The sequence below is a fragment of the Acidipropionibacterium jensenii genome, from assembly GCF_005890135.1.
Lineage (GTDB): Bacteria > Actinomycetota > Actinomycetes > Propionibacteriales > Propionibacteriaceae > Acidipropionibacterium > Acidipropionibacterium jensenii.
In genome coordinates this window covers 582,429-607,926 of the sequence record NZ_CP040635.1, presented here as the reverse complement: position 1 = coordinate 607,926, position 25,498 = coordinate 582,429, and the positions used below count along the sequence as shown (strand labels likewise).

The following is a 25,498-nucleotide window of genomic DNA, read 5'->3' as shown; positions in this document are numbered from 1 at the left end:
GACGCACCCGGAGCCCGGCACCTCCCGCGGTGGCGCCTGCACCTGCAGAGTGGCGGTGCTGTCAATGGGTCCGTGAGGCTGGCAGTCGGTCGCTGCCCGACAGTGAACAGGGCATCGGTGGCTCTCGGACCGCAGACCGTCCGCGGACACCGCCAAGTCCCCGGCCGGTGCCGTCAGATGACAATCCAAGTGACGTCTGACAAGGGCTTCTGCGCCCCTGGAAGGGTAATGGCGGAGGATACGAGATTCGAACTCGTGAGGGCGTGAACCCAACCCGCTTTCCAAGCGAGCGCCATAGGCCTCTAGGCGAATCCTCCGTCGCAGAGGGTACCGGCTGCGCGACGCCGCGCCAAATCACGGGTTCGCCCGGCTGCTTGGGCCGATCGTTCAGTGCCCGGGGCGACACCGCATCAGGCAGCACGCCGGCCGCAGGGTCTCACCGATTCTCCCGGCCTCGCAGCGCCTCGATCTCACGGCGGTCCTTCTTGGTCGGACGCCCGGCTCCGCGATCCCTCCGGGCCACCGGGGCCGACAGGTAGTCCGGGCGAGGCAGGGACAGATCCCGATAGGCCTCCACGGCCAGCTTCGCCCCGACCCGCTTGCTGATCGGGTCGACCACCTCCAGCACTCGGTCCCATCCCGGGGTGTGGATGGTCACCGTGTCGCCAGGTTTGACCACCTTGGCCGCCTTCACCGGCTCGTCATTGAGTCGGATGTGGCCTCCTCGCACCGCCGCAGTGGCCATCGATCGGGTCTTGAAGGCCCGCACCGACCACAGCCACACGTCCACCCTGGTCATCGCGCCTCCTCACGCCGGGCCCACCCGCCCACAGATGACGCCGATTCTGCCACCCGCAGCTGATTGTGGGCACCGGGCGATCCGGATGGCGTCCGGCACGGCGGCCCCGGCGAGTTGGCCGCGGTCGCGGCGTCCCCTAGACTGGATGAAGGTTCCCCGTGCGGCGGCACCTGACCGAACTCCCCCAGGACCGAGAGGTAGCAAGGGTAGGTTGGCTCTACCGGGTGCGCGGGGAGCCCCTTTTCATGTCCGCCGCCGCGGTGCCCAGAGGGCCGGAGGCGCAGGGGCGGGGTTGCAGGAGGACTGTTGACGGAGAGCCGGATCATCACCAGAGACCGAGCCGGAATCATCTGGAGCGGCATCACCTGGTGCAGCCTGCTTCTGGTGATCCCTGCCGGACTGGCCGGGATGATGCTTCAGACCCTGCTGCCGGCCAATCTCGGCTATCCGCAACTGGACACCTCCGAGGCCGTCGTGCCGCGCTGGCTGTCGCTGACCGTGCTCGGCTGCGAAATGGCGGCCTTCGCGGTCCCCGCGATCGTCTGCACGTTGTGCAACCGCAAGGCCAAGAAACTCGGCCATCCGGTCAATGGAGCGGTGATGCTCGGCTGGGGGGTCTTCGGCTTCGTGGCCGTCGTCGGCCTGCTGCTGTGGTTCTTCGGCTGACAGGGGAGAGGCCGGTATCGGTCGGTGGGCGGATTCCGATGAGGGATCTGTGACCGGGGGTCGCAGTGTCGGTGAGGTCAACTAGGGTTCGGTTCGTGGATGAGGACTACGACCCGCTGTCCGGCGACCCGGAACCCGAGGAGGACGAGGATGACTACGTCCAGGACGGTCCGGACCTCTTCGGTGCCCAGCCGGATCCGGTCGACGATGCGGGGGCCGAGGAAGGCACCGCGGGGCAGACGCCGTCAGAGTCCGAGCCGTCCGAGTCTGCCCCGGTTGACGAGGCCACAGACGATGACGACCAGGACGATCCCGAGGGCAACCTGCTGACCGGTCCGGAGACACCCCAGGAGCCCGATGGGCTGGAGTCCGACGAGGTCGCCGACGACCCCGAGTCCCCGGCAGATGAGAGCGACGAGGCCTCCGAGCACCTCGAGGCCGTCAGACAGCTGGCGGCCGCCGAGGAGCTGGTGATCGACGAACCGCCCGTCGACGTCGAGCCTGACCTCCCCGATTCAGACGACGCCGGCCAGCACGACCCCGACTCAGCCAGCACCCGCGGCCACATCGAGGCGATCCCCGCCACCCAGCAGGACGACGGTGAACCCCCGTTGGCCCTCTACCGCCGCTACCGTCCCGACACCTTCGACGAGGTGATCGGTCAGGATCACGTCGTCGAGCCCCTCAAGCGCGCCATCATCAACAACCGGGTCAACCACGCCTACCTGTTCTCCGGGCCGCGCGGCTGTGGCAAGACCACCAGCGCCAGGATCCTGGCCCGGGCGCTGAACTGCGAGAAGGGGCCCACGCCGAACCCCTGCGGCGTCTGCCAGTCGTGCCGGGATCTGGCCCGCGGCGGGGCCGGCTCGATCGACGTCATCGAGATCGACGCCGCCTCCCACGGCGGGGTCGAGGACGCCCGTGACCTGCGAGAGCGGGCCTTCTTCGCGCCGGTCTCCTCGCGATACAAGATCTACATCATCGATGAGGCCCACATGGTCACCACGCAGGGCTTCAACGCCCTGCTGAAGCTGGTCGAGGAGCCGCCGCCGCACGTCAAGTTCATCTTCGCGACCACCGAGCCGGAGAAGGTCATCGGCACCATCCGGTCGCGGACCCACCACTATCCCTTCCGGCTGGTCCCCCCGAAGATCCTCATCTCCTATCTGGAGAAGATCTGCTCGCAGGAGGGGATCCGCGTCGAGCGGTCGGTGCTGCCCCTGGTGGTCCGGGCCGGCGGCGGGTCGGTGCGGGACTCCCTGTCGGTCCTCGATCAGTTGCTCGGCGGGGCCGAGGCCGACGGCGTCTCCTACTCCCGGGCCGCGGCGCTGCTCGGATACACCCCTGACGCGCTGCTCGACCAGATCGTCGACGCCTTCGCCGCCGGGGACGCCCACGAGGTCTTCGCCACCATCGACAAGGTCATCGAGATCGGCCAGGATCCGAGGCGGTTCACCGAGGATCTGCTGCGCCGGGTCCGCGACCTGGTGATCCTCTCGGCGGTCCCCGACGCCTGTTCCACCGGGCTCATCGACGCCTCCCCCGAACAGGCCACCCGGCTGAGTCACCAGGCAGCCGGGATGGGGTCGGGGGAGCTGACCCGCGCCGCCGAGGTGCTGGCCACCGGGCTCACCCAGATGCGCGGCACCACCGCTCCGCGGCTCCACCTGGAGCTGATGTGCTCCCGGGTCCTGCTGCCCAGTTCCGACTCTGGCGAACGCGGCTACAACGCCCGGCTCGAGCGGTTGGAGCGTCGGGTGGGGATGGCCGGGGCAGCGGTCGAGACGGGGGAGACGCCGTCTGGGGCGGATTCCCCCGGGCAGCCGACGCAGTCGCCCGGTTCCCAGCAGGCGGCCGGGCAGTCCGGTCCGCGACAGGGCCGGCGGCCACCCTCCCAGCAGTCGGGCGGGCCATCGGCTCCTCAGCAGGGCATTCCCCAGCAGGGCAGCCCGCAGACCGGTCCCCAGCAGGGAAACGCGCACTCGGGACCGCAGGAGGGGAGCCCGCAGGCCGGATCCCCGCAGGGAAATGTGTCGCAGGGCAACGCGCCGCAGGGCAACGCGCAGGCGGGACCTCAGCGCCCGGCCCAGCAGCCGAGCTCGCAACGTCGCCCCGCCAGCCCCGGGCCCAGGCGTCGTCCCCGGCCCAGCGAGCGCAACTACCGATCCGGTTCCACCCAGTCGGCCGAGCCGCCGGTGGAGGGCTCCCGACCCCCGGCCTCCCCGCCATCGCCCGCTCCCGACTCGCAGCCCCCGGCTCCCCAGCAGACGAGCGGCAACTCGGGTCAGAGCGGCGAACAGCGACCGGCAGATCAGCCGGGCCCCCAGTCCCCAGCCCCGCAGGCATCGGCCCCGCAAGGGGCCGGCCCAGGTCAGGTGGACATATCGATGCTGCGGCGCGAGTGGCCGCGGGTGCTCGACGTCGTCAAGGACCACGGCCGGGTGATCTGGATGGTGCTGACCCAGTACGCCCAGATCCTCGAGGTGCACGGTCGGCGGGCGACGATCGGGTTCGCCAATCCGGGGGCCCTCGACATGTTCGCCTCCGGGCCGCACTCCAAGGTGCTGCACGACGCCGTGGTGGAGGTGCTGGGTGTCGACCTGGACTTCGACCCGATACTGGATGGTCCCGGAGGAGGTCCGAGCGGCGGACCCCAGGGTGGTCCCGGCGGACCAGGCGATCAGGGCGGCCAGGGAGGTTCGGGAGGCCGGGGCGGTTCCGCCCCTCACAATCCCGGCCAGTCCCGCAACGACTACCAGGCTCCAGGCTCATCGTGGCCCGGTCCATCGGGTGAGGCTCCGCCGGACCCTTCTGAGCCCGGCCGGGACGAGGCGCTCCGGCCGGGCGCTGACGAGCCTGACGGGTCTGATTCCGGCGCTCCCGGCGTCGCGGACGGTTCGGATCGAAGCGGTGCGGGCTCGGCCCGGCCCGCCTCGAACGGTGCGGATCGTGCGCCGGCCGGTTCCGGCCCCGTGAGCCGGCCCGCAGACGCTGCTCCGGCCGGCCACAGGTGGAGCCAGCGCGCCAAGGAGGGCATCCGTGAGATGTCCCACCATGTCGAGCAGGAGCCTCCCGAGGATGAGGATCTGCCCGCCTCGGAGTGGGACTCGGAGGCGGTCGAGACCCCCCAGTACTCGGCTGCTGAGCTGATCCGCACCGAACTGGGAGGGGTCGTCATCGACATCCCCGTGGTGGAGTGAGGATCGGGGTGCCGATCCTCCTCCCGGCGCGGCCGGAGACTTGTGCCAGGGATTGCGCTTGCCGCCGACTGCACCCTCGGCAGCGTTGGGCGGGCACCCCGGGTCGGGTAGATTCGAGGGGCATCAATGACTATCTCCCGGGTGCAGCCCGGGCGTGACAGGGGATCCAGATGAGCAGTCCGGCAGATGGTTTCGACCTCAACGGCCTCGACATGAACGGTCTGCTGGCTCAGGCCCAGGCGATGCAGGCCCAGCTGGTCCAGGCCCAGAAGGACCTCGCCGAGTCGAGCTTCGACGGGACGGCCGGTGGCGGCCTGGTCAATGCCGTCGTGTCGGGGTCCGGTGAGCTGCAGTCCTTGGAGATCAAGCCCGAGGCCGTCGACCCCGAGGACACCGAGACGCTGGCCGATCTGGTGGTCGCCGCGGTCCGCGACGCCGCCTCCAAGGCCAGCGCCAAGCAGGCCTCGGTGATGCCCCAGATTCCTGGTCTGGGGATGTGACTGTGCCCCGCCGGGGGATCTGAGGTTGCGCCGGTGGAGGGCCCGAGGGTCTCCATCGATTGAATGTGACGGCGTCTGCCGGTGGCAGGAGATGGCCGGGTTCGGGGGGCGCGTGGTGCGGCGTCTGGAAGTGTCGGTCGTCCGCCGTAGCATGTGAGGGCGGCTGGACGTGACGGTCGCGGAAGGAGACCCGATGTACGACGGTCCGCTGCAAGACCTCATCGACGCCCTGTCGCGGCTGCCGGGAATCGGCCCGAAGGGTGCGCAGCGCATCGCCTTCCACATCCTCGACGCGCCCGCCGAGGAGGTCAACGCACTCGCCGACACTCTCAAAGAGGTCAAGGAGAAGGCGAAGTTCTGCCAGGTCTGCTTCAACATCTCGTCCGACGACACCTGCCGTTACTGCCGGGATCCGCGCCGCGATCAGTCGGTGATCTGCGTGGTCGAGGAGTCCAAGGACGTCATCGCCGTGGAGCGCACCCGGGAGTTCCGAGGGCTGTATCACGTCCTCGGTGGGGCGATCTCACCGCTGGACGGCAAGGGCCCGGCCGACCTGCACATCCGAGAGCTGTGCACCCGGCTGGCCGACGACACCGTCACCGAGGTGATCCTGGCCACCAACCCGAACCTCGAGGGGGAGGCGACGGCCTCCTATCTGTCACGGCTGATCTCGCCGATGGGGGTGCGGGTCTCCCGGCTGGCCTCAGGACTGCCGGTCGGCGGGGACCTGGAGTACGCCGACGAGGTGACCCTGGGCCGGGCCTTCGAGGGACGCCGCTACGTCTCCTCGGACGCCGCCTCGGCCACTACTGCCTGATCGCAGGTGGTGGACTGAGCTGCAGCGCACCCGGAACGGTGGTGGCCGGACGGGGATTGCCAGCAGGGCTACCCCGGCCGAATAGAGTTGAGCCATGATTGCAGCATTCAGTTTGGTGCCCAGTGGTGGCCGGTCGGCTCGCGAGGACGGCGGTGTCGCCAATGCCGTCGCGGCCGCGGTGGCCGTGGTGCGCGAGTCCGGCCTGCCCAACCACACCAGCTCGATGTTCACCGAGATCGAGGGGTCCTGGGACGAGTGCATGGCGGTGGTCAAGAAGGCCACCGAGGCGGTCGCCGAGTACGGCACCCGGGTGTCCCTGGTGCTCAAGGCCGACATCCGGCCCGGTCGCACCGGTGAGATGACCGCCAAGTTGGAGCGTCTGGAGCGCCACATCGCCGAGGACAGCAAGTAGTCGCCGGCCTCGAACTGCGCAAAATGCTCCGCAGACCGGCCTGCCTGCAGCTCCAGCTGCACAGACCCCCGTCTGCGGAGCAATGTGCGCAGCCCTCGGCTCCGGCTACCGCCGGTCGGCTGGGATCGGGCGGAACAGCGGCACCAGGGCCAGCATCACAGCAGCCCCGGCGGGCAGGCAGATCAGCGCCCACCGCAGGCTGATGGCATCTCCCAGCGCCCCGATGCCGACCGGGAAGGCCATGAACCCCAGCCTCATCAGCCATGAGGTGACGGTGAGGCCGAGGCCGTCGGTGACCCCGGGGAGGCGGTTCGCCACGTCCATCGCCAGCGGAATGATGGTGGCGACCCCCCAACCGGCGGCGGTGAAGCCGAGGATCGCGGTGGCCGGGGTCGGCCAGGCGATCGAGATGATCATCCCGATCAGGCAGACGATCGACCCCTGGGCCACGGCCACGGCCTGGCCGAAGTGGTTGACGATGGCGTCGCCGGTGAGCCGTCCGAGGGTCTCGGCGCTCATCAGGCCCACGAAACCCAGGCCCGCCACGAATGGCGTCACGGTGAAGGCCGAGTTGAGATAGAGCGGGGCCCAGCTCGCTCCGCCGATCTCGATGCCGCCGGCCACCGCGCCGACCAGACCCAGGGCGACGATCCTCAGCCAGCTGCCCGGCGGCACCGGGACCCGGTTCCGGGCGGCCTGGTCGGCAGGGATGGCACTGGTGCCGACCGGGCTGGCTGGGCTGGTCCCGGCGGCCGCGAGCGCAGGGTCCGGATGGCCCTCGGAGCCGGCAGGGGAGGGCACCGGGCCGGCATCCGGGGTGCTGGAACCATCGGGGGAGGGCACCGGGCCGGAATCCGGGGTGCTGGGATCCGCGGTGTCGGCGTCGCGACCCGGCAGCATCAACGACCAGGACCACACCAGCACCAGGGCCAGCACCACGATGGTGACCAGCGCCTGGGAGGTGATGCTGACTCGCCACTGGGCCATCGCCGAGCCGATCAGTCCACCGGCCACCGCCCCCACCGACCAGAAGCCGTGAAAGGTGTTGATGATGGAGCGGCGATACAGGTTCTGGACCCGCAACCCCTGGTAGTTCATCGCGATGTCGGTCAACGCATCGAAGGCGCTCATCAGGATCATCGCCACGAAGACCCAGGCGATATGGCCGGCGAGTGCCAGAAGGATCATGGAGGCGGTGGAGGCCAGTTGCGGCCAGATGGCGACATTGCGGGAGCCGAATCTCGCCATCAGGCGGGCGGCAGCCAGGCCCAGGGCCAGCCCGCCGAGCGGCCCCAGTCCGATCGCCAGCCCCCACAGGGTCTGGGACGCCGTCAGGCTCGCCTTGATCTCGGGGTAGCGGGGAACCAATGAGGCGAAGGTCATCCCGTTGACCAGGAAGAGCAACAGGGTGCCGACCCGGGCCCGGACGGCCTGGGGCGGCGGTGTGGTGGTCACGATCGTTCAGCAGACATCACGGCGCGCGTGGTCGTCAAACTCCCCGGTTCCTCAGCGGGGGGAGCGCCAGGGGAGCCGGGGGCTCAGCTGCGCGCCGAGGCCCTGCTCGAGCTGTCCTCGGAGGTCTGATCCGCGGTGGTCTGGGAGGCCTGGGAGGCCTGATCCGGGTCGGGGGCCACGGAGGGGCTGCGATGGCGCCGCCCTCTGGGAACCCAGTCCCTGGGTACCGCCTCACCACGGAACCACGAGGCTCGCACCGCGTGGCGGGTCCGGCGATCATCAGGGATCGACAGCGGCCGGGCGGCCAGCACCCCCAGGCTGGAGCCCGCCGCCAGGGCGACCCCGATGAGGATCGCCTGGGCCAGCACACTGGCCCCCGACCCCGGCGCCGGCAGTCCCAGCTGGCCGGCCATCAACATGTACAGCCCTCGGTAGAGCATCATCCCGGGCATCAGTGGCACCACGGCGATGGTCACCAGAGCCACCTGCGGCACCTTCCAGCGCTTGGCCGCAGTGGCCGAGACCAGCCCGATCAGTACCGCCCCCAGCCCCGATGCGATCACCATCGATCCGCTCAACCACATCCCGACCAGATATCCGCCCCAGCCCAGCGCTCCCAGCACACCGCTGACCCCCAGGGTGCGGGGCCCCGCATGAGCGGTGGCGCCGAAGGCGATCGAGGCGATGGCCGAGGCCAGCACCTGCACCCACCAGCCGCTGGTCCACGGCAGGGTCGGCGAGATGTGACTCGGGACGCCGAGCTTCAGCCCGATCCACAACGCCGTCATCACCCCGAAGATGATCCCGCCGGTCTGCATGATGACCTCGAGGAAGCGCCCCGAACTGGTGACGTAGTAGCCGTCCAGAGCGTCCTGGGCGGCGGCCACCGCCCCGGTGCCGGCCAGCAGCGAGATCATCCCGGCGGCCACCACCAGCGACGGAGACAGGGGCAGATGCGCCCCGGCCACCGAGATCAGCAGCATCATCCCCAGTGCCACCGCGGTCGGGATCGCTCCGCCGACGGCCTGCACGAAGAAGCTGGCGACACGGCGTCTGGCCAGTGCCTGGACCGCGATATCGACCAGGCAGGTGGCCAGGAAGGCGATGATGACGTCCCACACCGTGGCGCCGTAGAGGGCCGCCATCGACGCGCCCAGCACCCCCATGTTGGCGGTGACGAACCAGCGCCGGTACATCCGGGGCGCCCGCACCACATCATCGAGACTGCGCCTGGCGTCATCCAGCTCGATCTGCCGGCCGACGACCTGGCCGACCAGGGTCTCCAGGCGTCCCAGCCGTTGGTAGTCGGGGGCGCGCACCTGGACCACCCGCAGGGCGGTGATGGGGTCGTCGTCCAGGCTGCGGTGCTGGGTGACGATGACCGAGGTGTTGGTGATGTCGACGTGGATCCGGATGCCATAGGCGTCGGCGATCCGAAGGGCCATCGCGATCGACTCGGCCGAGGAGGCGCCCACCGAGATGGCGATCGCGGTGACCCGCATGATGAGGTCGAAGACCCTGCGGGCCTCGGCGGCGGCCATGTCGTCGCGCGCCGCGGCCAGATCCCTGCCCGGGTCCACCGGCTTGGTGCCCCGCAGGTAGCGCTCCAGGGGGATCCGCCAGAGGCTGCGGGAGCGATGGGGCCAATCGCTCTGCTGAGCTGCCACCGCGTCGCCTCCTCCACCCGTACCGGGTTCCGGGGCTACTTCAGCACAGCTCCACGAGTCGGCTCAACCCGGGCCCCCGGGTGGCCGGGTTCAGTCGGGTCGCCGGGCGGGATCCGCCGAGGATCCGACACAGATCTCCTCGGCCCCGGCGCCCCCGTGACGGCCCTGTCCGATGCCCCGCGGTCGCAACGGCGTCGTCCCGATAGGCTGGAGCCGTGCTGATTGCCACCGATCTCGACGGAACCCTGGTCCGAGCCGACAACACCATCTCGTCACGGTCGCGGGCCGCGATCCGGGCGGCCGAGTCGGCCGGGATCCCGGTGGTGCCGACCACCGGGCGCCAGATCGGCGGCCTGGAGACGGTGCTGGACGCCTTCTCCCGCTACGCGGTGGTGAGCAACGGGTCGCTGGCCTTCGACCTGGCCCACGACATGAAGGTGCTGTTCTCCTTGATGACGCCGGCCGCCACGGTCCGCTCCTTCGCCGAGACGGTGTTCAAGTACGCCCCCCACGCGCAGTTCGCCTCGGTCCGCGAGGACGGCCGGGTCTTCGCGGTCACCGAGCACTATCTGGACCAGATGCGCCCCGATGAGCTCGTCAAGGATCCGGCCGAGTTCGTCCAGGTGGACCGCGAGGACATCTTCAGCCACGACTGCCTCAAGGTGATGGTGCGCACCGACGAGATGAGCACCGATGAGTTCATCTCCCGCACCCTGGCGCTGCGGGTCCCCGGCGCCCACACCTCCAACTCCGGCTTCCCGATGGTCGAGGTGTGCGCCGAGGGTCACGACAAGGCCCACGGCCTGGACCAGCTGTGCAGTCTGCTCGGGATGACCAGTGCCGACGTCGTCGCCCTGGGGGATGGCGGCAATGACGCCGAGATGCTGGCCTGGGCGGGCCGCTCCTTCGCGATGGCCGACGGCCAGCAACTGGCCAAGGACGCCGCCACCGACATCGCCCCGCCACTGGCCGAGGAGGGCTTCGCCCAGGTCGTCGAGTCCCTGGTCGAACAGGCCGCCTGATGTTGATCGCCACCGACCTGGACGGCACCCTGCTGTCTCCCGAGGGCACCATCTCCGCCCGCACCCGGGCAGCCATCGCCGCCGCCGAGGCGGCCGGGGTGCCGGTGGTGCCGGTCACCGCCCGCCAGCTCTACGGGCTGACCGGGATCCGCGAGGGGCTGGGCAGGTGGGCGCTGTGCAGCAACGGTGCGATCTGCTGGGACCTGCATGCCCAGACCGTGCTGTTCGCCCTGCCGATGACCTCGGCGGTCGCGCGCCGGTTCGCCACCGCACTGTCGCAGGCCGCGCCGGGAACGGTCTTCGCCGCCATTCAGGACAATGGCCAGTACTTCGCCTCCCAGGCCGGCTACCCGGATCTGTGCGTCTTCTCCGACCACCACCGCGACCCCGCCGAGATGCCCACCCTCAGCCTGGCCGAGGTGACCGGGGCCGAATGCCTCAAACTGGTCGCTCGCCATCCCCGCCTGTCGGTGCCGCAGCTGTCGCGGATCGCCGAGGCGGTCGCCGACCCGGCCGAGGTGCACATCACCAACTCCGGGGCCGGGATGCTGGAGGTCAGCGCGGCCGGGGTCACCAAGGACACCGGGGTCGCGATGCTGGCCGAGAGGCTGGGGATGACACGGGCCGATGTGGTGGCCTTCGGCGACGGCGACAACGACGTCGAGCTGCTGGCTTGGGCGCCGCGATCCTGGGCGGTGGCCAATGCGGTGCCGGCCGCACTGGCTGCGGCGAACCACCGGGCTCCCTCCAATGCCGAGGACGGCGTCGCCCAGATCATCGAGTCACTGGTGGCGGCGGTCCGTGCGGAGCCGCTCGCCGGCCAACGGCAGCTTGGCGTATGATCGCCGCGTCGCACGGCGTCGATGGGGCCATCACCCCGGAGCCGCCGGAAGAACGGACACGTGGCGTCTCGCCGGGTGCTCGTGGGGTCCTGGGCCGAAAGGCACGTACTCCTCGAGAGGCCGGCCGACAGGACGGCCGCGTGGCTCATTAGAACCGGCAGCGATGCAAGGAAGTGGCAGCTGGCGGACCGGACCGGGACCCAGCTGCAATGAGGGTGGTACCGCGGGTGCCCCGGAGACCTCCGGGAGCTCGTCCCTCGTCGAGATCGGACGACGAAGGACGCGACCATCGCGATGAGCGACGCCATCACCCCCCAGCAGAGCGCGGGTACCACACCCAGCGCCTCGAACGGCACCTCACCAGGCTCCTACCGGCCGGTGCCCCCCCAGATCGACCTGCCGGCGATGGAGCACGAGATCATCGACCTGTGGGACGCCAACCACACCTTCGAGAAGTCCCTGGAGGCCACCAGGGACGGCGAGCCGTGGAACTTCTTCGAGGGTCCGCCGACCGCCAACGGCCAGCCCGGCACCCATCACATCGAGGCCCGCGTCTTCAAGGACGTCTTCCCCCGGTTCAAGTCCATGCAGGGCTACCACGTCGACCGCAAGGCCGGCTGGGACTGCCACGGACTGCCGGTCGAGCTGGCCGTCGAGCGCGAGCTGGGCTTCTCCGGCAAGCCTGACATCGAGAAGTACGGCGTCGAACCCTTCAACGCCAAGTGCCGCGAGTCGGTCTCCCGACATGTCGACGCCTTCACCGAGCTCACCCGTCGGATGGGCTACTGGGTGAACATGGACGAGGCCTACTGGACGATGAACCCCCAGTACGTCGAGTCGGTGTGGTGGGGCCTCAAGCAGATCTTCGACAAGGGTCTGCTCGGCGAGGACCACCGGGTCGCCCCCTACTGCCCGCGCTGCGGCACCACGCTGTCCGACCATGAGCTGGCCCAGGGCTACCACGACGACCGCGACCCCTCGATCTACGTCCAGTTCCCGCTCACCTCCGGGCCGCTGGCCGGCCAGGCGAAGCTGCTGGTGTGGACCACCACCCCATGGACCCTGGTCTCCAACACCGCGGTGGCGGTGCGCCCCGACGTCACCTATGTGGTGGCCCGCCGCAAGCCGGTCGACGTCAAGGAGTCCGACGCCGACGCCGCCACCGACAAGGTGGCCGCCGATCTGGGCAAGGTCGAGCCCGGCACCGACCTGGTCATCGCCGAACCGCTGTTCGACGCCGTTCTGGGCGATGAGTGGACCCGCACCGGGCAGTCCTTCACCGGCGCGCAGATGGAGTTCTGGACCTACCAGCGCCCCTACGAGTGGATCGACTGGCCGGCCACCGACCACCGCACCACCGATGGACGCACCACCCCCGCCGACGCCAATTTCGTCATCCTGGCCGACTACGTCACCACCGAGGACGGCACCGGGCTGGTCCATCAGGCCCCTGCCTTCGGCGCCGACGACCTGGCCACCTGCCGGGCCTACGGGCTGCCGATGGTCAACCCGATCCGCCCCGACGGCACCTTCGAGGCCGACATCCCGATGGTCGGCGGGATGTTCTTCAAGTCCGCCGACAAGCCGCTGTGCGAGGACCTCGAGAGGCGCGGGATCCTGTGGCGTCTGGAGATGCACTGGCACTCCTACCCGCACTGCTGGCGCTGCGACACCCCGCTGATCTACTACGCCCAGCCCTCCTGGTACATCCGCACCACTCGGATGAAGCAGCAGCTGATCGCCCAGAATGAGGCCACCACCTGGTACCCCGAGACGATCAAGCACGGCCGCTACGGCGACTGGCTGGAGAACAACATCGACTGGGCCGTCTCGCGCACCCGGTACTGGGGGACGCCGTTGCCACTGTGGCGCAACGACGACGACCGCGACGACGTCATCTGCGTCGGATCCCTGGCCGAGCTGTCGGAGTACGCCGGACGTGACCTCACCGGGCTGGACCCGCACCGCCCGTTCATCGACGAGATCACCTTCGAGCGCGATGGCCACACCTACCACCGCGTCCCCGAGGTGGCCGATGCCTGGCTGGACTCGGGCTCGATGCCCTTCGCCCAGTGGGGGTATCCGCATGTGCCCGGCTCCAAGGAGAAGTTCCTGGCGCACTTCCCGGCCGACTTCATCTGCGAGGCGATCGACCAGACCCGCGGCTGGTTCTACACCCTGATGGCGGTGGGCACCCTGGTCTTCGACCAGTCGCCGTACCGCAATGTGCTGTGCCTGGGCCACATCCTGGCCGCCGACGGCCGCAAGATGAGCAAGCATCTGGGCAACATCCTGCTGCCCATCCCGCTGATGGACAAGCACGGCGCCGACGGCGTCCGCTGGTTCATGGCCGCCGACGGGTCGCCGTGGAGCGCACGACGGGTCGGCGACGACACCATTCAGGAGACGGTCCGCAAGGTCCTTCTCACCTACTGGAACACCGTCTCATTCCATGCCCTGTACGCGCGGGCCAACAACTGGTCCCCCGCGGGAGCGAGCGTGGCCACGGCCGCCGGGGCCGGCCAGGCGGGCGACGACTCCCCGAGGGGGAACGGGGGGGTCGTCCCCCCCGCTCTACAAGACCGCCATGTGTTGGACCGTTGGCTGGTGTCGTCGACGAATGTGCTGGTGCGCGACGTCACCGAGGCGCTCAACGACTTCGACACCCAGCGTGCCGGTGCCCTCCTCCAGGAGTTCATCGACGAGCTGTCGAACTGGTACGTGCGCCGGTCCCGTCGTCGCTTCTGGGACGGCGACCCGAGCGCCCTGTGGACCCTCCACGAGACCCTCAACGTGCTCACCCGGCTGATGGCCCCGATCACCCCGTTCATCACCGAGCGGGTCTGGCAGGACCTCTTCGTGGCCACCGATCCGGACGCCCCGGAGTCGGTGCACCTCAGCAGCTGGCCGACCGTTGACGAGTCGGTCATCGACGAGAGCCTCGACGAGTCGATGGACCTGGCCCGCAGGGTCGTCGAGCTGGGTCGTGGCGCCCGCGCCGAGGCCAAGGTGAAGCTGCGTCAGCCGCTCAGCCGGGCGCTGATCTCCGGATCCCATCTGGCCCGGCTCGACGAGTCCCTGCAGGCCGAAATCCGTGCCGAGCTCAATGTGGTCCGGCTGGAGTCCTTCGGCTCCTCCGGCGATCTGGTCGACCACACCGCCAAGGGCAACTTCCGGTCCTTGGGCAAGCGGTTCGGTAAGGTCACCCCGAAGGTCGCTGCGGCGATCGCGGCGGTCGACGCCGGGAAGCTGGCGGCCGACCTGGCCGCCGACGGTCAGGTGACCCTCGACGTCCCCCAGGCCGAGGGCGGCAGCGCGGTCATCGGGCCCGACGACGTCATCATCTCCGAGCGTCCCCGCGAGGGCTGGAGCGTGGTGAACGAGCAGGGCGAGACGGTGGCCCTGGATCTGGAGATCACCCCGGAGCTGGCCCGCGCCGGTCTGGCCCGTGAGGCCGTCCGGTTCATCCAGGACACCCGCAAGCATGTCGGCCTGGAGGTCTCCGACCGGATCTCGCTGAGCTGGCATGCCGGCGAGAAGCTGGCCGAGGCGATCCGTGACCATGCCGGCGAGATCGCCGACGAGGTGCTGGCTACCTCGATGGAGGAGGCCGAGCCCGGTCAGGACTGGGCGACCGAGCCCGATCTGGGGCTGTCGATCAAGGTCGTCAAGGCCTGAGACGAGTCAGCGGCTCGCCCTGCCGTTGTGCAGCAGGGCGAGCCGCTGGGTCCCGCCCGCGAGCCGCTGAGCGTGGCCTGCACACCGCCGAGTCCGGCCTGTAACCCGCTGGGTCCCGCCCTCCGGGTCACTCACTGCCGCTCGAGTCGTCGGACCGGCCCTCCAGCCTGCGCCGATCCCTCGACCGGTGGGAGCTGTGGCCCCCGGTGAGCACCGGGACCAGGAACACCGGGATGAGGATCACCCACCACCACTGCCAGCCGGTGGCGAAGCAGAAGATCAGTGCCGCCGGCCAGGTGAGGGCCGAGACCACCTCGAGGGGCTTGCGCCGGTTCGAGGTCTCGACCTTCGAGGGGATCGGGGTCGCCACCACGAGGCTGGAGGGGTCCTTCGGCAGATCGACGAAGAGCTCGTCCAGGTCGGCCCGGGTGTGGGCGGCCAGGGCGGCGGCCATCCGGTCGTCGAACTCCTCGGCGGTGAGCCGTCCGGCGACGTGGTGGTCGCGCAGCGCCGCCACCGCGGCGTCACGGTCGGAGTCGCCGATGCGCAGGTTCGGATCCATGGGTTGAGGGTAGTTCAGCCCGGTCCTCCCTGCGGCGGGTACATTCTGCTTCGACCAGTGGCCGGTGCACCGAGCACCGCAGGACGCCGGATAGACTGCGGTGTCCGCACCAACGGGAGGATTGATGACGCGCGTCGTCCAGAAGTTTGGCGGGTCCTCGGTGGCCGACGCCGAGTCGATCAAACGTGTTGCCCGCCGGATCGCCGCGACCAGACGGGCCGGCAACGAGGTGGTCATCGTCATCTCGGCGATGGGCGACTCGACAGATGACCTGATGGACCTGGCCCTCAAGGTCTCCCCCCAGCCGGCCCCTCGCGAGCTCGACATGCTCCTCACCACCGGTGAGCGCCAGTCGGCGGCCCTGCTGGCGATGGCGCTGTCGGATCTCGGCGTGCCGGCCCGCAGCTACACCGGCTCCCAGGCCGGGGTCATCACGACCGCAGCGCACGGCAATGCGCGCATCATCGACATCACCCCGGGCCGGGTGGAGAAGTCGCTGAGCGCCGGCAACGTCGTCATCGTGTGCGGCTTCCAGGGGGTCTCCCAGACCACCAAGGACGTCACCACCCTGGGACGCGGCGCCTCCGACACCACCGCGGTCGCCCTGGCGAGCGCCCTCAACGCCCAGTACTGCGAGATCTACTCCGACGTCGACGGGGTGTTCACCGCCGATCCGCGGATCGTCCCCGAGGCGCGACGGATCCCGGAGATCAGTTACGAGGAGATGCTGGAGATGGCCGCCTGCGGCGCCAAGATCCTGCACCTGCGCTGCGTCGAGTACGCCCGCCGCGAGGACGTCCCGGTGCACGTCCGCTCCTCCTTCTCCGACAATCCGGGCACCTGGGTCAAGGACCTCGCCGACATCAAGAAGGGACCAGCCATGGAAGAGGCCATCATCTCCGGGGTCGCCCACGACCGCTCGGAGGCGAAGATCACCATCGCCGGGATTCCCGACGCCATCGGCCGTGCGGCGCAGATCTTCGGGATCATCGCCGACGCCGGCATCAACATCGACATGATCGTCCAGAACGCCTCCCGGGTGATGGACGGCCGGACCGACCTGTCCTTCACCCTGCCGATGTCCGACGGCCGCACCGCCGTCGAGGCGCTGCGGGCGGCGAGGAACTCCCTCGGCTACGAGCAGCTGCTCTACGACGACCAGGTCGGCAAGGTCTCGGTGATCGGTGTCGGGATGCGCTCCCACCCCGGCGTCACCAGCACCTTCTTCCGCGCCCTGGCCGATGCTGGGATCAACCTCCAGATGATCTCGACCTCCGAGATCCGGATCTCGGTGGTCGTCGCCGCCGAGGAGGTCGACGAGGCGGTCCGGGTGGCCCACACCGCCTTCGGTCTGGACTCCGAGGGAGAGGCCGTCGTCTACGCAGGGACGGGACGCTGAGCGCCCGACGCGGGTCGAACGGCGAGCCGCCCGATCCGACCTCCCGCGCGCCTCGACGCTCCGGTAGGAGCCGACAGGAGGGACGGGAGGACGACGCCGTGGAGGACTCGCTCCCCGGCGGTCCGACCGGATCCACCGGCTCCCGCAGAGGCTCTGCCGGGGGATCCATCGGCGGCTCCTTCGGCAGACCCGCCGCGGGGACCGAAGCCGACGTCTACGACCTGCTGAGAGTCCCGGAGAAGAGGCCGGCACCGGCCCCCACCTTCGACGTCTACGACTCGATCGACCCCGACGCCACGATGCTCGGGGCCAATATCGCCTCGCGGATCCAGGAGCTGGAGAGGCTCGAGCTGGACCGCCGCATCGACCAGCAGGCCAGACGCCGCGCCTCCGGCCGGGAGGGGACCGCGGGTCCCGGATCCGCGTCCTCTGGCACTGACGCCTCCCACACCGGCACCTCCCACACCGAGACTGGCCGTACGGGTACTGACCTGGTCGGTGGGTGGGGGACGGGTGCCGGCCCGGACGACGTCCGGGACCTCAGCGGGTCCGACCTCACCGGACCGGCGACCCCCGGAGCCCCCGCCCCGGCGGAGTCCCCCGAGGAGCGACCGGCAGCCGCCCACCGCTCCTCCGGGCTGCCGTCCGAGCTGCCCGACCTGGAACCCGGCCAGACCCCTCCGATCACCACCCCCGGGCCCGGCCTGGAGGTCGCCGAGGCGGAGGCCGACCGAGCCCGGGCCAGCCTGGCCGAGGCCGAGGCCAAGGAGTCGGCGTCCCTGAGACGGGCCAGCGCCGTGATGGCCGCCGGCACCCTCGTCTCGCGGATCCTCGGGCTGGTCCGCAGCTCCCTGCTCACCACCGCGATGCTCGGGACGTCGCTGGCCCTGGACACCTTCCAGGCGGCCAACACGCTGCCCAATGTCATCTTCAACCTGCTGTCGGCCGGCGTCCTCAACGCGATCCTCATCCCCCAGATCGTCAAGGCGATGAAGCGCAGCGACGGCGGCCGGGAGTTCGTCGACCGGCTGCTGACGGTCTCCTTCGTCGCGGTGATCGCGGTGACCCTGCTCGCCACCGTCGGGTCGCCGTGGCTGTTGGACCTGTACTTCTCGGGCTCGGCCCCGGCGCGCGAACTCACCACCTTCTTCGGGTTCATCTGCATGCCGCAGATCCTGTTCTACGGCCTCTACGCGATCCTGGGCCAGGTCCTCAACGCCCGGGGGCAGTTCGCCGCCTTCATGTGGAGTCCGGTGCTGGCCAACATCATCCAGATCAGCGGTCTGGTGTGGTTCCTGGTGCAGTTCGGCGCCCACGGCGACCCGGCGAGCTGGACCCCGCAGATGATCTGGGTGGTGGCCGGCACCACCACCCTGGGCATCGCCGTCCAGGGGCTGTTCCTCATCATCCCGCTGTGGCGCGGCGGGTTCCGCTGGCGTCCCCGGTGGGGGATCCGCGGCTACGGCCTGGGGGCGGCCGCCCGGCTCACGGTGTGGACCTTCTCGGCCCTGCTCATCGCCCAGCTGGTCGGGATCGCCACCAAGAAGATGTTGTCCTATGTGCGGGTGCATCACCCCGAGGTCTCCTCGATCAGCGCCTACGACAACGCCTTCCTCATCTTCATGCTGCCCCACGGGCTCATCACGGTGTCGATTCTCACCGCCCTGTTCCCGAGGATGAGTGCGGCCAATGCCGACGGCGACACCGCCGGCATGCGCTCCCTGGTGCGCCGGGGACTCACCGCCCCCGCGGTCGTCGTCGTCCCCTGCTCGATCGCGATGGTGGTGCTCGCGGCTCCCGGCGTCCAGACCATCTGGTCCCTCCAGCCCGACCAGGTGATGCCGCTGGCCGGGGCGGTGGCCATCATGGGGATCGGCCTGCTGCCCTTCGGCATCTCGACCCTCCAGCAGCGCTACTGCTTCGCCCGCGAGGACGGCCGGCAGAACCTTGTGATGCAGTCCATCCTGTCCGGCTCCCAGCTGATCCTGGCCAGCCTCGTGCTGGTCCTGCCGGCCTCCTCGGCGCTGTGGACGGTGGCCGCGGCGCAGACCATCAGCAACACGATCGTCTCCATCGTGTGGATCCTGCGGGCCTCCCGCGAGGTGAGCGGGCTGGGGATGCGCAGCGTCTCGACGCTGTGGCTGCGGCTGCTGGCGGCCTCCGTGATCTCCGGCGTGCCGACCGCCGCGGTGGTCTGGGCGGCGGGAATGCTCGGTCAGGGACGCCTGTTCAGCCTGCTCACCCTGGCCGCCGGCGGGATCGTCTTCGTCGGGGTGTTCGTGGTGGTCGCCCGGCTGATGAGGATCGGCGAGATCTCGGAGCTGATCGACCCGGTGGTGCGCAGGATCCACAGGCGGTGACCATCGGGATCCACAGGACCCACGGGATCCCGCAGACGGTGGTCCTCGCGGGCGGCGGACGATGATCCGCAGGATTCCGCAGACAGCGACCCTCGGGATCCAGCACGAGACCGCCGGGATCTTTGGAGAAGTGCTCCGCAGCTCGTGGAGAGGCGGGGGAAAGTAGTGCGGGAGGCCTCGGCGCGAAGCTCGAGACCTCCCGCGGTCCACCACAGCCGGGGGAGGGCGCGGTGGACCCCATCACGGGATCTGGGGGAGTCCCCGTGATACCACACAGACTATGCGGCCCCAACCGCGGGGTCAACCCATGTCAACCCGGCGCTGACACCGTGTCGGAATCAGCCCTTGCAGAGGTAGCCGTCCTGCACCAGGGAGGTGCCGCGGCAGTAGGAGTGGGCCGTCTTGAACCCGCCGGTGTTGAGGGTCAGCTCCGAGACCGTCACCAGGGTGTAGCCCTGCTTGGTGAGGGTGTTCACGATCGTCGGGACGGCGGCCACCGTGAAGTCGTGGATGTCGTGCATCAGGATGATCGGCTCGGTGTAGATCGGCACATCCTTGAACACCTTCTGCTCGGTCGCCGAGGTGCTCTTGGTCTTCCAGTCCTCGGTGTCGACACTCCAGTTGACGATCGCCATGTTGAGGGATCCCGCGACGGCGTCGACGTCGGCATTGTGGTCGCCGTAGGGAGGCCTCAGCAGCAGCGGGGCCCGGCCGATGAGCTTCTTGATCCGGGCGTTGTTGCCGCTGAGCTCCCGCGTGACGGCGCCGGAGCTCAGCGTCGACAGGTCGGGGTGGGTGACGGTGTGGTTGCCGATCTCGAACCCGGAGCCGGCCACCAGCTTGGTGAACTTCGGATAGGTGTCGACGGAGTTGCCCATCTGGAAGAAGGTGGCCCCGCCCTTGACCTTGTTGAGGTCGGCGACGACCTTGTCCGTCTCGGCTCCCGGGCCGTCGTCGAAGGTCAGTGCGACGGCCTTGTGGACGATGCAGTCGATGCCGATGGCAGTGGTCGGGTGCGGGATCTTCTTCGGGGCAGGCGAAGCAGATGTCGATCCCGAGGGGGATGCCGAGGCCGAGGAGCCGGCCTGGTCCGAGCCCGCGGTCGAGTCTCCCGGCAGCGGATGAAGATTGGGGGAGTCAGCCGGCTTGGGACGGTCCTTCGGCGGCTTGTACCAGACGACCGTGGTGGACGGCGTCCCCGAGAAGGCGCTGGGATGGTGCGAGGCGCCCTCCGCCTTGCTGCCGAAGTCCGAAAGCACGGGGGAGACGGCGTTCTTGTCGAGGACCACCTGGACCAGATCGGCGCCGACCGTGCCCGGGGGGAAGGAGACGACGAATCCGCCGTTGTCCGCGAAGCCCATCGCCGGGCCGGTGCCGTAGGGGGCGGCGGTGTCCTGGAGGGACTTCAGGGCCTTGGCCCTGTCGAGCCCCTGGGCGGCGGCGCGGTCACCGACGGCCTTGGCGAAGGCGTCCCAGCCGGGCCAGGAGATGAGCACCGAGGGGGAGAAGGTCTGCGACATCGTCGCGTCGTACCACAGCGCGGTCGGGGTGGTGGTGGTCTTCCCGTTGACGGTGACCGCGGCGCGCAGCTCGATGCCGATGACGTCAGTGGAGGAACCCATGTAGGAACTGGTGATGGTGACCGCCGAGGCGTTGTTCCAGCCCGCCTGGCGCAGGGTCCGCTCCCGGACCACCTCGATGGCCTGACTGAGGTTGCGCGCCAGGGGGATCTGAGGAACCGAGGCGCTCACGGTGCGCGGCTCGCTCACCGTGAGCACGGTGGGCGTCGAGCCCTTCACCAGGGACTCGCTCGCCGAGGTCAACTTGGCGGCCGCGGCGGCCTTGGAGGCGCTGCTGTTGGCGGCGGACAGGCCGTCGGAGTCAGCGCCACTGCACGCCGCCACCGAGAGTGTCGCGATCGCACCAGCCGCGGTGCCACAGAAATTGCGTCGAGAAACCATCACGACCCTCAGATTACGTTCTTTCACAGCTCATTTCGAGTGAGGCGCGACGGAGTTGACAGCAGTCTCCTTCTGCTCGGTCTCGGAGCTGCGCTTCGCCCGACGGCTGGCCAGTAGGGATGTGATCACCGTCACGGTGAGGACGCCGAGGATCACCAGCAGGGAGACGTTCGTGGTGATCTGCGGGACGTGGAGCGGGTGGCCGCCGTTGATGAAGGGCAGCTTGTTCTCGTGGAGGGCGTGCAGGATGAGCTTGACCCCGATGAAGCCCAGGATCACGGCGAGTCCGTAGGACAGGTGGACCAGCCGGTCGAGCAGCCCGTCGAGCAGGAAGTAGAGCTGCCGCAGCCCCAGCAGGGAGAAGGCGGTGGCGGTGAAGACGATGTAGGCGTTCTGGGTGAGCCCGAAGATGGCGGGGATCGAGTCGACTGCGAACAGGACGTCGGTGCCGGCGATGGCGACCATCACGAGCATCATCGGGGTCATCGCACGGCGTCCCTGATGGATGGTGGTCATCCGGTCGCCGTCGTAGTAGTCGGTGGTGTGGATGAACCGCCGGGCGAACCGGACCATGACGTTGTCGCCGGCCTCGGTCTCGCCGTCACCGTGACCGCGCAGCATGCTCGCGGCGGTGACCATCAGGATGGCGCCGAAGAGGTAGAAGACCCAGGAGAAGGAGTTCACCAGCGCGGCGCCGGCCAGGATCAGCCCGGTTCGGGCGATCAGGGAGAACACCACCCCGAACATCAGCACCTTCTGCTGGTTGGCGGAGGGCACCGCGAAGCTGGTCATGATGACCAGGAAGAGGAAGAGGTTGTCGACGCTGAGGGCCTTCTCGGTGACGTAGCCGGCGAAGTACTCCTTGCCCAGTTCGGGCCCGGCCACGAACCACACTCCGACGCCGAAGGCCAGGGCCACCCCCACGAAGATCCCCGACCAGATCGCCGCCTCCTTGAGGCTGGGCGTGTGCGCCTTGCGGACGTGCGTCATGAAGTCGATGACGAGCAGGGCGATCAGTCCGGCGACTGTCAGGGTCCAGACGAGGGGGCTCATGGGGCTCCTAGAAGGGCGGATCGAGGGTGTCTCCGGTGAGTCCCAGGGGATCTGGGCCCACAACTACGAGATGGGACGCGCCACCCTGGCGATCGGTTCCGTGTGGTCGTGGAGGTCAGAGTGGCGTCGCGCTCAGGCCGTGGCGAGGCGTCGTGCCGAACGGGCGACGATGCCGGCGAGAGCGCAACCCACCAGGACCAGCCCGAGCAGCCACATCATGAGCGCTGTCCACCCTGCGGCGTGGAAGACGTGCCCCGACAGGTAGCCGAGGATGGAGGATCCCAGGTAGTAGCAGGTGAGGTACATCCCGGAGGCCTCGCCGCGGCTGGTCGGTGCCAGTGCACCGACCCACCCGGAGGCGACCGCGTGCACCGTGAAGAAGCCGTAGGTGAAGGCCGCCACTCCCGGAAGCATCATCCACAGACTTCCGGATGCGGCCACCGGCAGGCCGACCACGCACAGCACGGTGCCCACCAGGATCGCCACGCCGCGACCGCGCTGGGCCGCCATCCGCCCGCCCCGCGCCGAGGCGAGGGTGCCGAAGAGGTAGAGCAGGAAGACCAGGCCGGCCAGCGATGGCGGCATCCCGAAGCGGCCGGTGAGTCGGTAGCCGAGGAAGTTGTAGAGGGAGACGAAGACTCCCATGAAGATGAACCCGACGCCGAACAGTCCGGCCAGCCGGGGGTCGCGCCACTGGCGCACCATGGTGGCGATCTCCGAGCGCAGGTGGAGGGCCTTGGGTCTGAAGCGGCGTTCCTTCGGAAGGATGACGGCCAGCACGATGCTGAAGGTCAGAGCCAGCGCCATGTCGACGTTCAGGGCGGTGCGCCATCCCGCGAACTGGAGTACTCCCGAGGGCAGCAGTCGCCCGATGAGACCGCCGACCGAGTTGCCGGCGACATAGAGTCCCATCGCCCTGGGCAGGTCCTTGGGGTGGATCTCCTGGGCCAACCAGGCCATCGCGGTCGCGGGGACACCCGACAGCAGCAGCCCCTGGAGGCCGCGGCCGGCCACCAGCCATCCGAGACTGGGGGCGAAGGCCAGCAGCTGGCCGACGATCGTGGCGGCCAGGGCGGAGAAGACGATGACCCGACCGCGGCCCAGTCGTTCCGAGAGGATCGATGCCGGCAGGATCGCCAGGGCCAGGATGCCGGTGGTGGCGGAGACGGTGAGTGCGGACTGGGCCGGGGAGGCGTGCAGGTCGGTGGAGAGCTCGGGCATCAGGGCCTGGGTGCAGTACATCGCGTTGAAGGAGGCCAGGCCGGCGAAGAGCAGGGCCAGCGAGGCTCGGTGGTAGGAGGGCTGGCCGTGGCGCAGCCCCTCGACGAGTGGCTGGTCGCCGGTGCGGGGGACTCCTGACAGGGAATCCTCCGATGAACGGCGAGAGGGGACAGCGGCCGGGAACGTCACCCATCTACTGTCGGTCCGCACCTGCACGAATGGAAATGCATTTGAACGCCGCTTCTGATGCATATGGCGGATAAGCTGACGATGTGCTGTCCGACGACCTGTCCTGGTTCCTGGAGCTCGCCGAGACCGAGCACGTGGGGGATGCCGCAGCTGTGCTGGGAGTTCCGCAGTCGACCCTGTCACGGCGTCTTGGCCGCCTGGAGCACCGGATCGGGACGACCCTGTTCGACCGTCACGGCCGCTCGCTGGCCCTCAACTCGCGCGGTCAGGTGCTGAGGCGGCGGATCCGGGCGGCTGTCACCCAGCTGGACCTTGGGGAGTCCGAGGTGCGTCGGCTGCTGGACCCCGAGACCGGGCTGGTGCGCTTCGACTTCATGCACTCCCTGGGCACCTGGCTGGCGCCCCTCGTGATCCACCGGTTCGTGCGGGACCACCCGCGCGCCGAGATCCGGCTCCATCAGGGGATCGGCACTGAACTGCTCGAGAGGGTGATCGCCGACGAGTCCGATGTCGCGCTGTGCTCCCCGCAACCGACCGGGGAGGGGCTGGCTTGGCGGGAGGTGCTGCGCCAGCCGCTGGCCCTGTGCGTCCCCGTCGATCACCCGCTGGCCGGCCGTACCGCGGTCCGGCTCTCGGAGGCCGCCGGGGAGAGATTCATCTCGACCCCGACCGGTCTGAACTCCCGGGATCTGCTGGAGAAGGTGGCCCGGGACGAGGGACTGGACATTCCGGTGACCTACGAGTCCGATGAGCTGTCGACCATCGTGGGTCTGGTGGTGGCCGGGGTCGGGGTGGCGCTGTTGCCGTCGGGGGATCCGCACCTCCAGTTGGCGGGGACGGTCTTCGTGCCGCTGCTCACCGAGCGGACCAGGGAGGTCGGATTGGTCTGGCGGGCCGACCAGGATGTCCGTTCCACCCCCGGACTCCTGCTGGCCACCGCCCGCCATGCTCTGGCCGGTTGACGCCTCGGCTGCGGCGTTGCTGGGACCTCGGTTGTGGCGCTGTTTCCGGGGAGGTGGAGGTTTCACTCGCGGAACGGGCCCTGGGGTGCTGGGAGCGACGGGGAGGCCACTTCCGCGAGTGAAATGTTCACCTGGGGGTTCGGCGCGCAGCACTTTGGCTGCATCTGACGTTGGCGGGGGCGTCGTTCCCGGATCTCGGCTCGCGGCGGTGTCGCCGGGGAGGTGGAGGTTTCACTCGGGGAACGGGCTGGTGTGGGCGTGACGGGCCCGTCGGGTGGAACTCCCACTCGCGGAACCGGTCTTGGTGCGCTGGGAGCGACGGAGAGGCCACTTCCGTGAGTGAAATGCTCACCTGGGGGTTCGGCACCCAGCACTTTGGCTGCATCTGACGGTGGCGACGCGCGCTGGCGCCGGCGCAAACCCCGGGGACATCGCGGGGAGGGCGCTGCATCTGTCTCCGGGGAGCCCGCTGAGGGCCCTGCACCTGTCGCCAAGCAGCCCACTGAGGGCGCGATTCCGCGGTCTCACCCCTCGGCGCTCCCCGGTGCAACCCGTATAAGGTGTTGCCGGGGTCATCTCGAGGCGGGTCAACCGCCGCACGACCCCGAGGGCGATGGACCCCACCCGTGACCGAGCGACGAGATGTCGGCCACGAACCGCCATGTGCTGATGGGCCCTGTCTCATGGGAGGACTGTGTCCGCGCAGTCTTCAGGAGGCGGGCGCCCGGCCCGC

General features: G+C 69.5%; 18 protein-coding genes, 1 tRNA gene and 1 other RNA gene. 12 read left to right on the top strand and 8 right to left on the bottom strand.

The annotated features are described in order from the left end of the window. Window positions 1–229: 229 nt before the first annotated feature. Together FEZ32_RS02755 and FEZ32_RS02750 are read right to left on the bottom strand one after the other, a co-directional pair. Window positions 230–317 (bottom strand) — tRNA-Ser (locus FEZ32_RS02755). A gap of 119 nt (window positions 318–436) precedes the next feature. Continuing rightward, window positions 437–799, bottom strand: coding sequence for an RNA-binding S4 domain-containing protein (locus FEZ32_RS02750; protein WP_138679843.1), 363 nt, complete (start codon window positions 797–799; stop codon window positions 437–439). 147 nt (window positions 800–946) lie between these two features. Here FEZ32_RS02750 and ffs point away from each other — a divergent pair. The 6 genes from ffs to FEZ32_RS02720 all read left to right on the top strand — a co-directional run bounded on the left by ffs (window position 947) and on the right by FEZ32_RS02720 (window position 6,394). Continuing rightward, window positions 947–1,043: signal recognition particle sRNA small type (gene ffs, locus FEZ32_RS02745), an RNA gene on the top strand. A gap of 59 nt (window positions 1,044–1,102) precedes the next feature. Then, the gene (locus FEZ32_RS02740; RefSeq protein ID WP_138679842.1) at window positions 1,103–1,465 is read left to right on the top strand and encodes a hypothetical protein; all 363 of its coding nucleotides are present in this window, start codon (window positions 1,103–1,105) and stop codon (window positions 1,463–1,465) included. Between the two features lie 95 nt (window positions 1,466–1,560). Further along, complete coding sequence (locus FEZ32_RS13795) at window positions 1,561–4,665, top strand: DNA polymerase III subunit gamma and tau (protein WP_420809249.1); 3,105 nt, start codon at window positions 1,561–1,563, stop codon at window positions 4,663–4,665. A 170-nt stretch (window positions 4,666–4,835) separates the two neighbouring features. Next, window positions 4,836–5,165 (top strand): YbaB/EbfC family nucleoid-associated protein, encoded by a 330-nt coding sequence (locus FEZ32_RS02730; RefSeq protein ID WP_138679841.1) that lies wholly within the window; start codon window positions 4,836–4,838, stop codon window positions 5,163–5,165. Window positions 5,166–5,358: 193 nt separating this feature from the next. Then, window positions 5,359–5,982, top strand: coding sequence for a recombination mediator RecR (gene recR, locus FEZ32_RS02725; RefSeq protein ID WP_138679840.1), 624 nt, complete (start codon window positions 5,359–5,361; stop codon window positions 5,980–5,982). A gap of 94 nt (window positions 5,983–6,076) precedes the next feature. After that, window positions 6,077–6,394, top strand: coding sequence for a thiamine-binding protein (locus FEZ32_RS02720; protein WP_027587574.1), 318 nt, complete (start codon window positions 6,077–6,079; stop codon window positions 6,392–6,394). 105 nt (window positions 6,395–6,499) lie between these two features. Here FEZ32_RS02720 and FEZ32_RS02715 read toward each other — a convergent pair whose 3' ends face one another. Next, entirely contained in the window at window positions 6,500–7,849 is a 1,350-nt protein-coding gene (locus tag FEZ32_RS02715) for an MFS transporter (RefSeq protein WP_138679839.1), read from the bottom strand. Between the two features lie 83 nt (window positions 7,850–7,932). Continuing rightward, entirely contained in the window at window positions 7,933–9,429 is a 1,497-nt protein-coding gene (locus tag FEZ32_RS02710; protein WP_420809257.1) for a threonine/serine exporter family protein, read from the bottom strand. 302 nt (window positions 9,430–9,731) lie between these two features. On the opposite strand from FEZ32_RS02710, the gene FEZ32_RS02705 reads away from it, so the two are divergent. From FEZ32_RS02705 to ileS, 3 genes are all read left to right on the top strand, one after another. Next, window positions 9,732–10,538 carry an HAD family hydrolase gene (locus FEZ32_RS02705; RefSeq protein WP_138679837.1) on the top strand — a complete coding sequence of 269 codons (807 nt, stop codon included), beginning with the start codon at window positions 9,732–9,734 and terminating at the stop codon, window positions 10,536–10,538. Continuing rightward, entirely contained in the window at window positions 10,538–11,380 is an 843-nt protein-coding gene (locus FEZ32_RS02700) for an HAD family hydrolase (RefSeq protein ID WP_138679836.1), read from the top strand. Before FEZ32_RS02705 ends, FEZ32_RS02700 begins: the two co-directional genes overlap by 1 nt. Before the next feature lie 405 nt (window positions 11,381–11,785). Then, on the top strand, window positions 11,786–15,058 hold the full coding sequence (ileS, locus tag FEZ32_RS02695; protein WP_244937936.1) for an isoleucine--tRNA ligase: 3,273 nt from the start codon (window positions 11,786–11,788) through the stop codon (window positions 15,056–15,058). 127 nt (window positions 15,059–15,185) lie between these two features. On the opposite strand, the gene FEZ32_RS13445 is transcribed toward ileS, so the two are convergent. Next, window positions 15,186–15,620, bottom strand: coding sequence for a DUF1707 SHOCT-like domain-containing protein (locus FEZ32_RS13445; protein ID WP_175415700.1), 435 nt, complete (start codon window positions 15,618–15,620; stop codon window positions 15,186–15,188). A 124-nt stretch (window positions 15,621–15,744) separates the two neighbouring features. Between FEZ32_RS13445 and FEZ32_RS02685 the strand changes: the two genes are divergently transcribed. Together FEZ32_RS02685 and murJ are read left to right on the top strand one after the other, a co-directional pair. Further along, on the top strand, window positions 15,745–17,019 hold the full coding sequence (locus FEZ32_RS02685; RefSeq protein WP_028703338.1) for an aspartate kinase: 1,275 nt from the start codon (window positions 15,745–15,747) through the stop codon (window positions 17,017–17,019). Between the two features lie 98 nt (window positions 17,020–17,117). Then, window positions 17,118–19,379, top strand: a complete 2,262-nt coding sequence (gene murJ / locus FEZ32_RS02680; RefSeq protein WP_338028425.1) for a murein biosynthesis integral membrane protein MurJ — start codon at window positions 17,118–17,120, stop codon at window positions 19,377–19,379. Between the two features lie 338 nt (window positions 19,380–19,717). Here murJ and FEZ32_RS02675 read toward each other — a convergent pair whose 3' ends face one another. From FEZ32_RS02675 to FEZ32_RS02665, 3 genes are all read right to left on the bottom strand, one after another. After that, window positions 19,718–21,340, bottom strand: a complete 1,623-nt coding sequence (locus FEZ32_RS02675) for a polysaccharide deacetylase family protein (RefSeq protein ID WP_244937935.1) — start codon at window positions 21,338–21,340, stop codon at window positions 19,718–19,720. A 30-nt stretch (window positions 21,341–21,370) separates the two neighbouring features. Then, window positions 21,371–22,393, bottom strand: coding sequence for a TerC family protein (locus tag FEZ32_RS02670; protein ID WP_138679832.1), 1,023 nt, complete (start codon window positions 22,391–22,393; stop codon window positions 21,371–21,373). 132 nt (window positions 22,394–22,525) lie between these two features. After that, a complete protein-coding gene (locus FEZ32_RS02665; protein WP_232020998.1) occupies window positions 22,526–23,803 on the bottom strand; it encodes an MFS transporter in 1,278 nt (425 codons plus the stop codon). An 83-nt stretch (window positions 23,804–23,886) separates the two neighbouring features. On the opposite strand from FEZ32_RS02665, the gene FEZ32_RS02660 reads away from it, so the two are divergent. Further along, window positions 23,887–24,765 (top strand): LysR family transcriptional regulator, encoded by an 879-nt coding sequence (locus FEZ32_RS02660; RefSeq protein WP_138679831.1) that lies wholly within the window; start codon window positions 23,887–23,889, stop codon window positions 24,763–24,765. The last annotated feature ends 733 nt before the right edge of the window (window positions 24,766–25,498 follow it).

What these genes read in the sequence shown, in the direction of transcription:
- FEZ32_RS02750 (WP_138679843.1), bottom strand. Translation starts at nt 799, where the DNA reads ATGACCAGGGTGGACGTGTGGCTGTGGTCGGTGCGGGCCTTCAAGACC.
- FEZ32_RS02730 (WP_138679841.1), top strand. Translation starts at nt 4,836, where the DNA reads ATGAGCAGTCCGGCAGATGGTTTCGACCTCAACGGCCTCGACATGAAC.
- recR (WP_138679840.1), top strand. Translation starts at nt 5,359, where the DNA reads ATGTACGACGGTCCGCTGCAAGACCTCATCGACGCCCTGTCGCGGCTG.
- FEZ32_RS02720 (WP_027587574.1), top strand. Translation starts at nt 6,077, where the DNA reads ATGATTGCAGCATTCAGTTTGGTGCCCAGTGGTGGCCGGTCGGCTCGC.
- FEZ32_RS02700 (WP_138679836.1), top strand. Translation starts at nt 10,538, where the DNA reads ATGTTGATCGCCACCGACCTGGACGGCACCCTGCTGTCTCCCGAGGGC.
- ileS (WP_244937936.1), top strand. Translation starts at nt 11,786, where the DNA reads ATGGAGCACGAGATCATCGACCTGTGGGACGCCAACCACACCTTCGAG.
- FEZ32_RS13445 (WP_175415700.1), bottom strand. Translation starts at nt 15,620, where the DNA reads ATGGATCCGAACCTGCGCATCGGCGACTCCGACCGTGACGCCGCGGTG.
- FEZ32_RS02685 (WP_028703338.1), top strand. Translation starts at nt 15,745, where the DNA reads ATGACGCGCGTCGTCCAGAAGTTTGGCGGGTCCTCGGTGGCCGACGCC.
- FEZ32_RS02675 (WP_244937935.1), bottom strand. Translation starts at nt 21,340, where the DNA reads ATGGTTTCTCGACGCAATTTCTGTGGCACCGCGGCTGGTGCGATCGCG.
- FEZ32_RS02670 (WP_138679832.1), bottom strand. Translation starts at nt 22,393, where the DNA reads ATGAGCCCCCTCGTCTGGACCCTGACAGTCGCCGGACTGATCGCCCTG.